This is a genomic window from Bradyrhizobium sp. ERR14, assembly GCF_014198235.1.
GTDB lineage: Bacteria > Pseudomonadota > Alphaproteobacteria > Rhizobiales > Xanthobacteraceae > Bradyrhizobium.
On the sequence record NZ_JACIHD010000001.1, the window covers coordinates 1,009,948 to 1,025,390 of the forward strand.

Annotated in this window: 13 protein-coding genes; 5 read left to right on the forward strand and 8 right to left on the reverse strand. The window is 65.3% G+C overall.

All coding sequences use genetic code 11. The features are described 5' to 3' along the window. Positions 1–15: 15 nt before the first annotated feature. Positions 16–1,299: a phosphopyruvate hydratase gene (eno, locus tag GGD62_RS05020; protein ID WP_179736470.1), complete on the reverse strand. Its 1,284-nt coding sequence runs from the start codon at positions 1,297–1,299 to the stop codon at positions 16–18. 175 nt (positions 1,300–1,474) lie between these two features. Here eno and GGD62_RS05025 point away from each other — a divergent pair, with 175 nt between their 5' ends. Both GGD62_RS05025 and queF read left to right on the forward strand, forming a co-directional pair. Continuing rightward, complete coding sequence (locus GGD62_RS05025; RefSeq protein WP_183234372.1) at positions 1,475–2,452, forward strand: lyase; 978 nt, start codon at positions 1,475–1,477, stop codon at positions 2,450–2,452. A gap of 51 nt (positions 2,453–2,503) precedes the next feature. Further along, on the forward strand, positions 2,504–2,956 hold the full coding sequence (queF, locus tag GGD62_RS05030; RefSeq protein WP_177237123.1) for a preQ(1) synthase: 453 nt from the start codon (positions 2,504–2,506) through the stop codon (positions 2,954–2,956). Positions 2,957–2,978: 22 nt separating this feature from the next. Here the strand turns inward: queF and GGD62_RS40725 are convergent, their stop codons facing one another. The 4 genes from GGD62_RS40725 to GGD62_RS05050 all read right to left on the reverse strand — a co-directional run bounded on the left by GGD62_RS40725 (position 2,979) and on the right by GGD62_RS05050 (position 9,200). Beyond that, entirely contained in the window at positions 2,979–6,419 is a 3,441-nt protein-coding gene (locus GGD62_RS40725; protein WP_246783184.1) for an autotransporter domain-containing protein, read from the reverse strand. A gap of 272 nt (positions 6,420–6,691) precedes the next feature. After that, the gene (locus GGD62_RS05040) at positions 6,692–7,897 is read right to left on the reverse strand and encodes an MFS transporter (RefSeq protein WP_183707367.1); all 1,206 of its coding nucleotides are present in this window, start codon (positions 7,895–7,897) and stop codon (positions 6,692–6,694) included. Continuing rightward, positions 7,897–8,745 carry a 3-deoxy-8-phosphooctulonate synthase gene (gene kdsA, locus GGD62_RS05045; protein WP_183707369.1) on the reverse strand — a complete coding sequence of 283 codons (849 nt, stop codon included), beginning with the start codon at positions 8,743–8,745 and terminating at the stop codon, positions 7,897–7,899. Before kdsA ends, GGD62_RS05040 begins: the two co-directional genes overlap by 1 nt. Before the next feature lie 128 nt (positions 8,746–8,873). Further along, entirely contained in the window at positions 8,874–9,200 is a 327-nt protein-coding gene (locus GGD62_RS05050; protein ID WP_179736464.1) for an NIPSNAP family protein, read from the reverse strand. Between the two features lie 183 nt (positions 9,201–9,383). On the opposite strand from GGD62_RS05050, the gene GGD62_RS05055 reads away from it, so the two are divergent. The 3 genes from GGD62_RS05055 (at position 9,384) to GGD62_RS05065 (ending at position 12,210) form a co-directional block, all read left to right on the forward strand. Next, complete coding sequence (locus GGD62_RS05055; protein WP_179736462.1) at positions 9,384–10,058, forward strand: response regulator transcription factor; 675 nt, start codon at positions 9,384–9,386, stop codon at positions 10,056–10,058. A gap of 5 nt (positions 10,059–10,063) precedes the next feature. Beyond that, on the forward strand, positions 10,064–11,440 hold the full coding sequence (locus GGD62_RS05060) for a HAMP domain-containing sensor histidine kinase (protein WP_183707614.1): 1,377 nt from the start codon (positions 10,064–10,066) through the stop codon (positions 11,438–11,440). A 107-nt stretch (positions 11,441–11,547) separates the two neighbouring features. Continuing rightward, positions 11,548–12,210 carry a class I SAM-dependent methyltransferase gene (locus GGD62_RS05065; RefSeq protein ID WP_179736460.1) on the forward strand — a complete coding sequence of 221 codons (663 nt, stop codon included), beginning with the start codon at positions 11,548–11,550 and terminating at the stop codon, positions 12,208–12,210. A 4-nt stretch (positions 12,211–12,214) separates the two neighbouring features. Here the strand turns inward: GGD62_RS05065 and GGD62_RS05070 are convergent, their stop codons facing one another. The 3 genes from GGD62_RS05070 to tpiA all read right to left on the reverse strand — a co-directional run bounded on the left by GGD62_RS05070 (position 12,215) and on the right by tpiA (position 15,296). Next, positions 12,215–13,846 (reverse strand): CTP synthase, encoded by a 1,632-nt coding sequence (locus tag GGD62_RS05070; protein ID WP_183234375.1) that lies wholly within the window; start codon positions 13,844–13,846, stop codon positions 12,215–12,217. A 166-nt stretch (positions 13,847–14,012) separates the two neighbouring features. After that, positions 14,013–14,399: a preprotein translocase subunit SecG gene (secG, locus tag GGD62_RS05075; RefSeq protein WP_183234376.1), complete on the reverse strand. Its 387-nt coding sequence runs from the start codon at positions 14,397–14,399 to the stop codon at positions 14,013–14,015. Positions 14,400–14,540: 141 nt separating this feature from the next. Then, positions 14,541–15,296 (reverse strand): triose-phosphate isomerase, encoded by a 756-nt coding sequence (gene tpiA, locus GGD62_RS05080; protein ID WP_018320273.1) that lies wholly within the window; start codon positions 15,294–15,296, stop codon positions 14,541–14,543. Positions 15,297–15,443: the final 147 nt, after the last annotated feature.

Sequence of the window (15,443 nt, forward strand, 5' to 3'; positions counted from 1 at the left end):
AGTCGAAGCGCTGGCTTATGCCAGTGCTTTCAGTGCGGCCTTGCCACCATACAGCGCCTGCTTGCCGAGCTGCTGCTCGATGCGCAGGAGCTGATTATATTTGGCGGTGCGGTCGGAACGAGCAAGGGAGCCGGTCTTGATCTGACCGCAATTGGTGGCGACCGCGAGGTCGGCGATGGTAGAATCCTCGGTCTCGCCGGAGCGGTGCGACATCACCGAGGTGTAGCCGGCCTTGTGCGCCATCTCGACGGCGGCGAGCGTCTCGGTCAGCGTGCCGATCTGGTTGACCTTGATCAGGATCGAGTTGGCGCGGCCGGTCTTGATGCCGTCGGCGAGGCGCTTGACGTTGGTGACGAAGAGGTCGTCGCCGACCAGCTGGCACTTCTTGCCGATCAGGTCGGTGAGCTCCTTCCAGCCGTCCATGTCGTCTTCCGACATGCCATCCTCGATCGTGACGATCGGATAGCGCGAGACGAGGTCGCCGAGGTACTTGGCCTGCTCGGAGATCGAGCGGGTCTTGCCCTCGCCTTCATAGACGTATTTGCCGTCCTTGAAAAACTCGGTCGAGGCGCAGTCGAGGCCGAGCACGATGTCGGTCCCTGCCTTGAAGCCGGCCTTGCCGATCGCGTTCATGACGAATTCCAGCGCGGCATCGGCGGACGGCAGGTTCGGGGCAAAGCCGCCCTCGTCGCCGACATTGGTGTTGTGGCCGGCCTTCTTCAGCTCCGACTTCAGCGTGTGGAAGACCTCAGCGCCGTAGCGCAGGCCTTCGGCGAAGGACGAGGCGCCGACCGGCAGGATCATGAACTCCTGGAAGTCGATCGGGTTGTCGGCGTGCACGCCGCCATTGATGATGTTCATCATCGGCACCGGCAAGAGGCGTGCCGAGGTGCCGCCGACATACCGATAGAGCGGCATGTCGAGCGAATTCGCAGCCGCCTTGGCGCAGGCGAGCGAGACGCCGAGGATGGCGTTGGCGCCGAGCCGGCTCTTGTTCGCGGTGCCGTCGAGGTCGATCATGATCTGGTCGATCTGGGCCTGCTGCTCGGCATCGAGACCGCTTAAGGCCTCGAAGATCTCGCCGTTGACGGCACCGACCGCCTTGCTGACACCCTTGCCGAGATAGCGCGCCTTGTCGCCGTCGCGCAGCTCCACCGCCTCATGGGCGCCGGTGGAGGCGCCGGACGGCACCGCGGCGCGGCCGAGCGCGCCATCCTCCAGCACGACATCGACCTCGACGGTGGGATTGCCCCGGCTATCGAGGATTTCGCGGCCGATGATGTCAATGATGGCGGTCATGATGTGCACTTCCGTTCGTTGGAGCTGATCGGTTCGCCGCGGGTCTTACACGGGCCGCAAGCAAATGTGAACGCTTGAGGGTGGCACTTCGACTGACGCGTGAAGGCGCCAGGATTAAGGTCGAGGGCATCGGTCTGTGCGTGCATCCTCAATCCCAAGCAGTCGGGGTAACGCCATGAATCGCCGCCAGTTTCTTGCTTCCAGCACCGCCCTGTTCGTGGCTCGCCCAAGTTTTGCCCAGGAGGGCCCGTTCCGGACAAAATACTTCCCGATCAGTGCCGGTATCGGCCTGCACGATCTGACGCCTGCCCCTGACGGTTCGGTCTGGTTCACGGCGCAGGGCAAGGGCTTGCTCGGCAGGCTCGATCCCCGGGATGGCAGTTTCAAGACGGTCGGCCTCGGTCAGGGCGCCGCGCCGCATGGCGTGACCGTCGGCCCCGATGGCGCGCCCTGGATCACCGAGGGCGGCCAGAACGCGATCGCACGGGTCGATCCCGGCGATTTCAAGGTCACGCTGTTCCGCCTGCCGGAAAAGTTCGCCTCGGCCAATCTCAACACCGGCGTGTTCGACAAGGAAGGCACCTACTGGTTCACCGGCCAGTCCGGCTATTACGGCCGCCTCGCGCCGCGGTCCGGCGAAATGAATGTGTTCAAGGCGCCCAAGGGCGTCGGCCCCTATGGCATCACGGTGACGCCCAAAGGCGAGGTCTGGTACGCCTCGCTTGCCGGCAGCTATATCGCGAAGATCGACCCGGCAAGCGGCGATGCCGCCGTGGTCGCGCCACCGACGCCGAACCAGGGATCGCGGCGCGTCTGGTCGGATTCGAAGAGCCGGATCTGGGTCAGCGAGTGGAACAGCGGCCAAGTCTCGGTGCACGATCCCGCCGACGGATCCTGGAAGAGCTGGAAGCTGCCGGGCGAGCGTCCCCGCGCCTACGCTGTCTTTGTCGACCACAAGGACAAGGTCTGGCTGACGGATTTTTCGGCCAACGCCATCGTGCGCTTCGATCCCGCCACTGAGACGTTCAACGTCTTCGCCAGCGACAGGGCCAACGCCAATGTGCGCCAGCTCGACGGCCGACCGGGCGAGCTCTGGGGCTGCGAGTCCGGCAACGATCGCATCGTCATGATCCAGACGATCGCGGCCGGTTGACGGCAGCGGCATTTGCGTCCATCCCGGCATCCGAAACAGGATGTGACGACGATGGCGAAGAAATCCCTCCAGCTCGGTCGCGCGGTCGAATGGCCGCACACACCGGAAGACGCCCAGCTCGACCGCGTGCCCAATCCGCAAAAGGGCACCGACTATCTGGTGCGCTTCACCGTGCCGGAATTCACCTCGCTCTGCCCGGTGACGGGCCAGCCGGATTTCGCGCATCTGATGATCGACTACGCGCCTGATGCGTGGCTGCTGGAATCGAAATCGCTCAAACTCTACATCGCGAGCTTCCGCAATCACGGCGCCTTCCACGAGGACTGCACCGTGATGATCGGCAAGCGCATCGCCGGCGAGATCAAGCCGAAATGGCTGCGGATCGGCGGCTACTGGTATCCGCGCGGCGGCATCCCGATCGACGTGTTCTGGCAGACCGGCCGCGTACCCAAGGGCCTGTGGGTGCCGGAGCAAGGCGTCGCGCCCTATCGCGGGCGGGGGTGAGCCGCGCGTCCCGCGCCTGCGATCACCACGCGTACCGCACGACGCCCTTGCCTGCGTAAGAGCGCGTGACGCCCGAGAATTCGCCCTCGAACGTGCCAGCGGCCGACCAGCCGTTCAGCCATTTCTTCTCGACCGATCCCGTCACCAGCGCGGAGGCCGAGGCCATTGGCGCGCCGTTTACGATGAAGCTCGCGCCGGGCAGAGTTTGGAACGTGGCCCCGATAGCGCGGTCAGGATTGAAATCATGCGCCCAGGCGATGCGGCCGCGTAGCGTGACAATGCCATCTGCCTGCGCGAAGGCCTTGTCCGTGCGCAGGCCGAGCTCAGTGCGGGTGTCGGTGACGCTCTTCGAATTGTAGGCCAGCGCAAACTGGTTGCTGCCGACGATGGCCTGCTCGGCGTAAGCCGGCAGGTCGAAGGTGGTGAACTGGGCCGCGGCATAGGGCGTGAAGCCGACGCCCTGCGTGACGATGCGGTAGCCGCCCTCGAGCCGGCCGGAATAGGCGTTGGCGTTGAACTCGGCGCGCAAGCGATCGACGCCAGCAACCGTCAGCGTGCGATCGGTCGTGATGTCCTGCCAGCCATAGGCCAGCGCGCCGGTGATATAGGCGGGCCCGACGATGTGCCGGAAGAACGCGCCAGCCTGGAACAGGTCGGAGCGGCCGCCGCCGAGCGCATTGGTCACGGTGAAGTTGGTGCCGCCGCCGGCGAGCGCGAAACCGACCAGCGTATCGCGGGAGATGCGATAATCCGCGCCGACCGCGGTGCCGTAGAGGTTGCTTGTGGTGGTGTTCGAACCGATGGTGGTGTTCCCGTCGGTTTGCTGCGCTCCGCCGAACCCCGCCGCCCAGACGCTCCAGCGCTGCTCGAACCCTGGCACGATTGGCGGTGCCTTGGCGTAGATCGCGGCATAGGCGTCGCGCTCGCCCTTCGAGCGGCTCACGCCCTTCGCGGCATAAGTCATGCTCTCCTCGGCAAAGGCATTCGGCGCGCCGCCGGCGCCGACGGGATCGCCACGGCCGGCCACGAACGGATCCGTCATCACGCCCATGAACTGGTTCATCGCGTTGAACGTGGTCTGCTGCGAGGCGCTGCCGACCTCGCCAGAGAGCTGGGTCAGACCGACCGGCGTGAGGCCACCGAACGCCATCGGGATCGTGCCGTTGCTGTTGAAATAGTTGATGATGGCGTTGCCGACGCTCTGTTGGTTGCCATTGAGGCTGCCGGACGGCGGCGCGAAGTTCAGCGCAAGATTCAGATAAGCATGGGTGGTGTCATAGCTCAGCGTCGTGTGGAAGCCCGACGGCAGGCCGGTGTTCGCCACGATGGGATCGAAATGGCCGCTGATGCTGCCCGCATTCAGGATCGTGTACTGCTTGGCGACGTAAGAGCCAGCGACAAAATGCGCACCGACGGTGGCGCCGCCAAGTGTTGCGCTTCCCGTCACATTGGCAAAGCTGGAGGTTACGGGATCGACGAAAACACTGAACAGGGCCCCTGATTGCATCGCGAGGCTTGCCGCCGTCATGGACGTTCCCGGCCCGCCCGCACCACCCGGCGAAAAAATGCCACCCGCGGCGACCTGGAGCGCCCCCACCGTGCCGATGCCGGCCAGCGCTGCAGTCGCGTTCACCGTGGTGAGGCTCGATGACGCCATCGAGCCATCGACAACGAGCGTGCCACCGTTGACCGTGGTCGTGCCCGTATAGGCGCTGCCGTCGCCCGTCAGGCTCATGATGCCGGAGCCCGTCTTCACGAAGGAGCCACTCCCGGTCAAGGACCCCGCGAAGGTCGAGGATGAATTGTCGCCGCCCACCGTCATGGTGAAGGCACCGGTATCGAGCACGCTGCCCGCCACGCCGGCTACCGATCCAAAGCTCGCGCCGACACCGGCAACGTCGGCGATCGCGCCGGCGGTGGCGAGGGTCACGCGTCCCGACACGCTGCCGCCTCCCGAGTTCAACTGGCTAGGGGCCGAGATCGTGACGTTCCCGTTGATCGTTCCGTTGAGCGCGATGTATTCGGAGATGCTGTTGATCGACGCATTCACCGTGCCGGTGGCGTCGATGATCATCTTGCCGTCGTTCAAGATGGTATTGGTGGCGTTCAGCACTCCAGAAACGCTGACTTGGCCCCCGGAGTTCGTGAAGGTGGTGGCATTGACGGTACGCCCGGCGTCGATCCAGACCGCGTGAACCATCGCGTTGGACTGATTGATCAGCGTGGTGACATTGAGATCGCCGCCGGAAACGATGAGGTCGGATGCCGCGCCGGTGGTAAGGGTACCGTTGACGGTGAGCGCACCGGTCACCGTGAAGGTACCGCTTTGATGGTCGACGTTGCCGTTGAGCGTGCCGGCTGCGTTCGCCGTGCCGGAATTCGTCAGTCCGCCATTGACCGTTCCAGTTGTCGTGAAGGTGCCGCCGGCTGCGTTCGTCGTCCCGGCAGTTGTCGTCACCGTACCGCCGTTGGTGAACGTGCCGGCGTTGTTGATGATGCTGGTCGCGCTCAGCGTCCGGCCAGCCGAGACCTGGACCGCGGTGGCCGAGGTCGAATTGTTCGTGAGCGTCGTGATGCCGGTGAAGCTGCCGAACTGCACGGCCAGGCTCGACGTCGCGTTGTTGGTCACCGCACCGTTGGTGGTGAGATCGTTGATCAGCGCGAAGGAGCCGCTGCCTTGATTGGTGATGCCGTCATTGAACACGCCCCTCGCGTTGGCCGTGCCCGAATTCGTCAGCCCGCCGTTGACCGTGCCCGTCGTGTTGAAAGTGGCGCCCGCGGCATTGGTCGTGCCGCCGGTCGTCGTGATCGAGCCATTGTTGAAGAAGATGCCACCGTTGTTGGCAATGGTCGTCGCAGAGATGATGCCGCCTGGGACATTGGAGAAACCGGTGGTGGTGGTAATGTCGCCGATCAGGGTACCTTGATTGCTCGCGATCGCACTGACGGTCAGCGACGTCGTCAGGGTGCCGGTGTTGACGAAGGTCCCGGCAGTAACGCTCGTGGTGGTGAACGAGTTGGTGCCGGACAGCGTCAACCTGCTGGACCCTGCCTGCGAGATCGTGGCGCCCGTCATGTTGTTGCTGATCGAGATGAAAGTGCCGACGCCGACGGCATTGTTGGTGATGCCGGTGACAAAATTCACTGCCTGACCGCTTATCGCGTAGCCCTGGGACGTAGCGTCGAAAATCCAGGACTGGGGTGAGATGGGGCCAAGGGTGACGGTGACGGCCGTCGTGCCCGTGGCGGAAAAGGTCGCGGTTTCGCCTGCGGTGTCGGGGACGGTGTTAGTCGACCAATTGGTTGGCTCGCTGTAATTGCCGTTGGCGACGCCGCCGTCCTGCCAGACCTGCGCTCGCGCCAAGGACGGCAGCAATACAACCGCCGCAAGAGCTGTGCCGGCCAGAAAAGCCCTGCTGAACAGCGCCACGCGCGTGGGCCCAACCCCGTCCGCCCGGATCATCAAAAATTCCGCTGGGGCCCTACGCTGCCCTCAATCGCCAGATATTCTTCAAACGAGAAAAATCTAGCTGCTTCGCCGCCAGCGAGCCACTGATGATCGGTTTCGTCGGCGGATGAGTCGGCGATTTCCACTACGGTGTGATTGTAAGGCAACAGAAGGTTGCATATTTACCAGGCACCCGACGATATCGCACTGGAATACGCGCTCAGCAGATCGACTTTGGCGTGTGTGTCGCGATGGGCGCCGAGGCCGCTTAGGTCACCGAATGCAGGTCAGCGCGCGTCGGACGGTGCCCGCGCCTTGAGCAATTGAGCGCAGACGAAGCCCAGCACGACCATGATCGCGGCGCTCGCGAACAGGGTCGGCATCTTGCCGGCATGCTGGAGCCCAAAGCCATAGGCGAGCGGTCCCACCGTCTGCCCCATGAAGAAAAAGAACGAATGCAGCGACAGCGCGGTGGCGCGCGCCTCGACCGAGAGCTCGCTGGCGAAGACCTGAAGACAGCCATGGGCGATGTAGAAGCCCCATCCCATCACGATGAGATTCAGCGCCTGCACTTCCCAGCGCGGACCGAACGCGACGGCGACGAGTTGCGAGGCGACCAGCGTCATGCCTGCGATCATCATGCCCTTGACGCCGAGCCACGGCAGCAGACGCGACACCGTCAGCGTGTAGAACAGGCCGCCGACCGCAAAGCCGGCGATGACCATGCCGGCGATCGACAGCGAGGTCTGCCCCAGCTCGAACAGAAACGAGGCGATGTAGGGAAACAGGCCGAGCACACAGCAGCCTTCGATGAACACCGCCGAATAGCAGACATAGGCATTCGGATTGGTAAAGATGGTGCGATAGCCGGCCTTCAGCGCCGACAGGCTCGTCTTCGGCGGGTGCTTGACCTTGGCGCCGCGAAAGCCGGCGGCAACCGCGATCGACGCCACGATCACAAGCGCGCCGAGCACCGCGAGCACGCCGCGCCAGCCGAGGAAATCGCCGATCAGGCCGGAGGCCGAGGCACCGAGCAGATTGCCGGTCATGGCGCCGGCAAGCGTGCGGCTGATCGCGACCTGACGTTTCTCGGGCCCGACGAGATCGCTGGTCAGGCTGAGCGCCACCGGAAACACGCCGCCGGAGCCGATGCCGGCGAGGATGCGGGTCGCAAACAGAACCGAGAACGAGGACGAGAGCGCGCCCAGGATGTTGGCAAGGCCGAGCAGCGCGAGGCAGCCGATCATCAGCCGCGTCTTGCCGAACAGATCGGCGGCGGCGCCGACAATGGGCTGGATGATCGAGAAGGTGAAGGCGAACACCGCGGCAAAGCCCGCGGCGGTGGCAATGCTGACGCCAAAATCCTCGGCGACATGCGGCAGCACCGGATCGAGTGCGCGCGCCGAAAGCGCCGCGGCGAAGCTCGCACCTGATATGACGTAGAGGGCGGCCGGCAGGCCCTGATCGTGCGGCCGCGCCTCGCCTTGCTGCATCAGCGCGGGTTCTTTGCCAGCGCGTCGAACGCCATCAGCCTGGCGATCAGCGCCTCGAACTCGCGCAGCGGCACCATGTTGGGGCCGTCGGAGGGCGCGCGATCAGGATCGGCATGGGTCTCGATGAAGACGCCGGCGACGCCGACCGCCACGGCCGCGCGCGCCAGCACCGGCACGAATTCGCGCTCGCCGCCCGAGGAGGTCCCCTTCCCGCCCGGCTGCTGCACCGAATGGGTGGCGTCGAAGATCACCGGCGCGCCGGTGGTGCGCGCCAGGATCGGCAGCGCGCGCATGTCGGAGACCAGCGTGTTGTAGCCGAAGGAAGCGCCGCGCTCGGTGACGAGCACGTTGGGATTATCCGCGCTGGTGATCTTCGTGACGACATTCGCCATGTCCCACGGCGCGAGGAATTGCCCCTTCTTGACGTTGACGACCTTGCCGGTCGCGGCGGCAGCCAGCAACAGATCGGTCTGCCGACAGAGGAAAGCGGGGATCTGGAGGATGTCCACGGCCTGCGCCACCTCGGCGCATTGCGTGGCCTCGTGCACGTCGGTCAGGACAGGCAGGCCGAGCGAGGAGCGGATTTCGGCGAAGATCGGCAGCGACTGCGCCAGCCCAAGGCCGCGCGCCGCCGACGCGCTGGTGCGGTTGGCCTTGTCGAAAGAGGTCTTGTAGACGAGGCCGATGCTCAGCCGCGCCGCGATCTCCTTCAGCGCGGAGGCGACCTCCAGCGCATGCTGACGGCTTTCGAGCTGACAGGGTCCTGCAATGATCGAGATCGGCAGATCATTGCCGAACTTGACCTTTCCGATGGTGACGACCGGCGCCGCTGAATGCGAAGAGCTCAAGGCAAATCCCTCGTTTCGGCGCGACCATAGCCGCGATGAGGGTCGGATCAACCCTATTCGGCCCGGACGGTCAGAATATCAGGGTTGCGCCGGGGCTCCCATTGCGGCTGCGCAGCGCCGGCCGGCGCTCACTTCACCGCGGAGAAGGCCGTCGGCGCCAGGATCTGGCTGTCGATGTTGGCGACGATCTGGCCGTCGGCTTCGCTCTCGGCACGAGCTTTCATCCAGTCCGGATCGGCGATGAACTTGCCCCACTTCGTCTCGCGCTCGGCGAGCGACTCCCAGGCGAGGAAATAGGTCAGATCCTGATTGGATTCACCGATCACGGTCGTGAAGAACCCGGCCTGCTTGATGCCGTGCTTCTCCCAGATCTTCAGCGTTGCGGTCTCGAACCGCTTCAACAGCGCCGGCAGCCGGCCGGGGACACAGCGATAGACGCGCATTTCGTAGATCATTCATGTTCCTCCCTGAACAGGTCCGGCGGTTATAGCGGCCGGCCCCGACGGTGTCTTGAGCCCGCCCGGCCGCCCCATGTGGCGTTCTGCGCATGGCTTGAGCTCCGGCACTGCCAGATCCCGCAATGCTGCCGCAATGATCGGGCCGCTAGAAAGGCGCAGTTGCGGTTCGGGGCCTGTCACATGCGGATTTTGCTGGTCGAGGATGAAGCGGAAATGGCCTGCGCGCTGGCCTCGGCGCTGAAGCGCTACGACATGGTGGTGGACCATGCTCCGACGCTGGCCGAGGCGGAGGAAGCCATTTCGGCCGACGTCCATGCCGCCGTCCTGCTCGACCGCCAGCTTCCCGACGGCGATGGCCTCGCTTTGATCCCAAAGCTCCGCGCGCGCGCCGACGGTGTGCCGATCATTGTCCTGACTGCCCGCGGCGAGCTCGCCGATCGCATCGCAGGGCTCGACGGCGGCGCCGACGACTATCTGGCAAAACCGTTTGCGGTCGAGGAGTTGCTGGCGCGGCTGCGCGCCGTGCTGCGGCGGCCCGCCGGCCTCTCTCCTGACGTCATCCGCGCCGGACGGCTTGCCTTCGACCTCGGTCATCGCGAGGCCAGCATCGACGGCACCCCGTTCGAGCTGCCCCGCCGCGAGCTGCTGGTGCTCGAAAAATTGGTCCGCCGCCTGGGCCGGACCGTGCTGCGCTCGGCGCTGGAAGAGGCGGTCTACAATTTCGACGACGAGATCCAGTCCAACGCGCTCGACACGCATGTCTCGCGTCTCAGGCGAAAACTCGCGGACGCCGACGCAGGCATCGAGATCCACGGCATTCGCGGCGTCGGCTATCTCCTGAAGAAAATGCCATGAGCGCCATGAGCACGCACGACGATCCCTATTGCCTGCGCTCGCGCTTGAGCTGGCGCCTCCTCTCGCTTCAGGCCGCGATCCTCGTTGCGCTGGTTGCCGTCGTCCTCGCCGGGCTTTGCGCCTCCGGCTTCGTGCTGGCCGAGCGCGACGAGGACCGCGTCATCGATGTCGTCCAGCGCGCGCTTACGCGCGATGCACAAGGCGGACTGACCTTGCGGCCGACGCCCGAGCTGCGGTTGTTGCGCAGCGAGACGCCAGACCTCTGGTTCCTCGTGCGGGACCGGCGGGGCCACTCGCTGAGCGAAGGCGACGTGCCAGCCGAATTCGCCGCGATCGGCAGCGGCCTCGACCAGATCAGCCAGGCGCGGCTTGGCTGGCAGATGTTCCAGGACGATCCGCGCCAGCCGGCGGCGCGGCTGAAGCGGGTCGACACCGATGCGGGCAATTTGCAGGTCATCACGGCGACACAAGGGCGTCTGACCGGCGCCAAGGCGCTGTTCATGACATCCCTTGCGTTCCTCGGCATCGCCCTGCCCGGCCTGCTGCTGATGGGAACGGCGACGTTCATCGCGACGCCGATGATCGTGCGGCGCGCATTCAGGGGGCTCGATACCGCGGCGGACGAGGCCCGGCGCATCGATATCCACCAGCGCGGCGCGCGGCTGCCGGTGGAACGTATTCCGCTGGAGGTCATGCCGCTGGTGACCGCGATCAACGATGCACTGGCGCGGCTCGACCAGGGCTATGCCCGCCACAAGCGCTTCGTTGCGGATGCCGCGCACGAGCTGCGCACGCCGATCGCGATCCTGAACACGCGCCTGGAGTCGCTTAGTCCCGGGCCGGACAAGGCCCGCCTGCTGGAGGATGCCGCGCGGCTGGCGACGCTTGCCGAGCAATTGCTCGACATCCAGAGGCTCGACCGCTGCGGCCATCCGTTCACGCGCGTCAATCTCGCCGCCGTTGCACAAAGTGTCGCCGCCGATCTCGCTCCCCTGGCGATCGCAGCTGGCTATGAGCTTGCCCTCGATGCGCCGGCGAACCCCGTTGAGACGATCGGCGATGCGGCCGCGCTCGAGCGCGCGCTGACCAACCTCGTGCAGAATGCGATCCAGCACGGCCCGCGTCGCGGCACGATCGGGATTCGCGTCAGCAAGCCCGCGAGCATCGAGGTCACGGATGAAGGGGCCGGCATTCCTCCCGATCAGCGCGAGCAGATCTTCGAGCCGTTCTATCGGCTCACACCGCTCGATCGCGGTGCCGGCCTCGGCCTCAACATGGTGCGGGAGATCGTGCAGCTGCATGGCGGCCACGTCTCGGTGGCGGACGGGCCGGACGGCGGCGCCTGTTTCCGGATGACGCTGCTGGAGGTGCGGCAAAGCTGATTCAATCGTATTCACGTCCGACAGCGCAATGCTGTCGCAATGCGCTCCCGCGACATTGCATGCGTCGCACCTCCATCGAGGTGCAAACTCAAGTTGCCGGAGTGCGCATGCCCAACGATTTCCTTTCCTTTTTCCTGTCCTGGATGTCGTCCCCGCGTCGGGTCGGCGCGATCGCACCATCGGGTGCGGCGCTCGCCGATCTCATCACGCGCGAGATCAGTGCAACGACGGGACCGATTCTCGAGCTCGGTCCCGGCACCGGCGCGTTCACCTACAAGCTGCTCAAACGCGGCGTGCGGCCGCAGGACCTCACGCTGATCGAATACGGCTCCGACTTCATGAAAGTCCTGCAGATGCGCTTTCCCGGGTCGCGCGTGCTGTGGATGGACGCAGGCCGGCTCGCGACCGAGCGCCTCTACGACGGCGCCCCCGTCGGCGCGGTCGTGAGCGGCCTGCCGCTGCTCAACATGTCGAGGCGCAAGGTCATCTCGATCCTCAGCGGCGCGTTCAGCTATGTCCGCCCCGGCGGCGCCTTCTACCAGTTCACCTATGGCATGAGCTGCCCGGTGCCACGGCCGGTGCTCGACCGGCTCGGCCTGCGCGCAAAGCTGGTGGATCGCGCCCTGCTGAACGTGCCGCCCGCCGCGGTCTACAGGCTGACGCGGCGGCCGCAGATGAAGCTGATCACTGGATCCCTTGCGCCCGAACCATCAGCGCGGGTCGCGTTGGCGCCGATTCATCATGCACGCGACTACTCCGCCGCGCGCTGATCCATCAGACGAGCCGGCTCTGCTTCGCTGCCGCCGCGATGAACGACGCGAACAGCGGATGCGGCTCGAACGGGCGCGACTTCAGCTCGGGGTGGAACTGGACGCCGATGAACCAGGGATGATCCTCGTACTCGACGATTTCAGGCAGCACGCCGTCCGGAGACAAGCCTGAGAATTTCAGCCCATGCTGCTCGAGGCGGTCCTTGTAGGCGGTGTTGACCTCGTAGCGATGACGGTGGCGCTCGGAGATCTCGGTCGCGCCGCCATAGACCTGTGAGACGCGGCTGCCGCGGTTGAGCGCGGCGGGATAGGCGCCAAGCCGCATCGTGCCGCCGAGATCGCCGGCCTGCGAGCGCTTCTCGAGCTCGTTGCCGCGCAGCCACTCCGTCATCAGGCCGACCAGCGGCTCCTTGGTCGGGCCGAACTCGGTGGAGTTGGCGTCCTCGATGCCGACGAGATTTCGCGCCGCCTCGATCACCGCCATCTGCATGCCGAAGCAGATGCCGAAATACGGCACGTCGCGTTCGCGCGCGAACTGCGCCGCGCGGATCTTGCCTTCCGCACCGCGCTGACCGAATCCGCCAGGCACCAGGATGCCGTTAACGTGCTCGAGGAACGGCGCGGGATCTTCCTTCTCGAAGATCTCGCTTTCGATCCAGTCGAGGTTGACCTTGACCTTGTTGGCGATGCCGCCGTGCGAGAGCGCCTCGATCAGCGACTTATACGCATCCTTCATGCCGGTATATTTGCCGACGATGGCGATGGTGACGTCGCCCTCGGGATTGCGGATGCGCTCGTTGATCTGGTGCCAGCTCTGGAGCACCGGCGGGATGCGCGATTCGATGCCGAAGGCGGCAAGCACTTCATCGTCGAGGCCTGCAGCGTGATAGGCTTCGGGCACGGCGTAGATGCTGTCGGCGTCGCGCGCCTCGATCACGGCGCTTTCACGCACGTTGCAGAACAGCCCCAGCTTGCGCCGCTCTTCCTTGGGAATCTCGCGGTCGGTGCGGCAGAGCAGGATGTCCGGCTGAATGCCGATCGAACGCAGCTCCTTCACCGAGTGCTGCGTCGGCTTGGTCTTCAACTCACCGGCGCTCGGAATGTACGGCAGCAGCGTGAGGTGGATGTAGATGGCGTGATCGCGCGGCAGCTCGTTCTTGAGTTGGCGGATCGCCTCGAAGAACGGCAGGCCCTCGATGTCGCCGACGGTGCCGCCGATCTCGACCAGCACGAAGTCGTAATCGTCATTGCCGGAGAGGACGAATTCCTTGATGGCGTTGGTGACGTGCGGAACCACCTGGATGGTCGCGCCGAGATAATCGCCGCGGCGCTCCTTGGAGATGATGTCCTGATAGATGCGCCCCGTGGTGATGTTGTCCTGCTTGGTCGCAGGACGGCCGGTGAAGCGCTCGTAGTGACCGAGATCGAGATCGGTCTCCGCGCCGTCATCGGTCACGAACACTTCGCCGTGCTGATACGGCGACATCGTTCCGGGATCGAGGTTGAGATAGGGGTCGAGCTTGCGGAGGCGGACCTTGTAGCCCCGGGCTTGCAACAGCGCACCGAGTGCCGCTGAAGCCAGACCCTTGCCGAGCGAAGAAACCACGCCGCCGGTGATGAATATGTACCGCGCCATGGGACTTAACCTCTAATCCCTCGAATTCGATTCGCCAAAGCGATTCGTATTCCGCCCCAAAGATTTTGCGGGCCTGTGGGTGAGCCAAAACTAAGAGTGGTGCCAGTGCCTTGATGGGGATTGTTGATGCAGGACGGTAGCCACCGCCCTGCATGGCCCCCCTGCTTTATTGCGAACGAGGCACCTGCGGGCCGCTCGGAGCCGGCGCCTGCTGCTGCTCGTCGACCTTCTTCAGCGAATCCAGGATGCCGCCCGACGTCGGCGGCGCGATCGGCGATCCGCCGGCCGGCTGGCCCTGCGAGGCCGGGGTGCCGATGATCGACGACGGCGCGCGGCTGTAGCCCGCATGCCAGGACAGGAACATGCTGGTGAGGAAGAAGCCGGCGGCGAGGATCGCGGTGGTCCGCGTCAAGAGGTTCGCGGTGCCGCGGCTCGACATGAAGCCTGCGCCGCCGCCCATGCCGAGGCCGCCGCCTTCCGACTTCTGGAGCAGGACGGCGCCGATCATGACGGCGACGATCATGAGGTGGATGACGATGACAACGGTCTGCATAGTATCCTTCCGTCACAAGCGGGCGGCGCCTGACGGCGGCCGATCGCGCTTCGCGGGTTTTCCTGAAGTTGCGCGGTGTTACACGATCAGAGGGGGCATTGCCACCCCCGATCGGGACCGGATCAGCCGCTTTGAGGTTAGCTAGGGGCAGCCCTTGGCGATCGCAAGGAAATCGGCCGCCTTCAGGCTGGCGCCGCCGACCAGGGCGCCGTTGACGTTCTTGACCGCCATCAGCTCGGCCGCATTCGAGGGCTTGACCGAGCCGCCGTAGAGGATGCGCATCTTCCCCCCGTCGGTCTTGAACCTGGAGGTCAGGACCTCCCGGATAAACCCATGAATCTGCTCGACATCCTTGGCCGTGGGGGTGAGCCCGGTGCCGATCGCCCAGACCGGCTCATAGGCCACGATGAGATTCGCGGCCGTCGAGCCATCAGGCAGGGAGCCGGCGAGCTGCCCGCGCAGGATGTCCAGGGTCTGGCCGGCGTCGCGCTGGCCTTGCGTCTCGCCGATGCAGACGATCGCCGTCGCACCGGCGCGCCAGACGGCCTCGGCCTTCTGCCGGATCAGGGCGTCGCCCTCGCCGTGGTCGGCGCGGCGCTCGGAATGGCCAACGATGACGGCGGTCGCCCCGGCATCAGCCAGCATTTCGGCGGCGATATCGCCGGTATGGGCACCGGAGGCCTTGGGGTGGCAATCCTGGGCGCCTACCGCGACTTTCTTGCCGCGCGCCTTGTCGGCGAAGGCCGCAATCAGGGTCGCAGGCGGGCAGACCAGCAGATCGGCCTTGCCGGTCACCTCGGCCGCACCATTGAGCATGGCGTCGAACTCGGCAGCCTGGGCTTTCAGGCCGTTCATTTTCCAATTGCCGGCGATCAGGGGGCGGATGGCGTCGGTCATGTCAATTTCCAGCAAAATGAGGTTTGTGCATGCGCTAGCAGAGGACCTGCTGCAGTTCCAGAGACCAGAGGCTTTTAACCGCAGCCGCAAACGGTCGCCGGACCCGAGGTTGCGGGGGGAAAGCCACCACTTTATGATGATTGATCA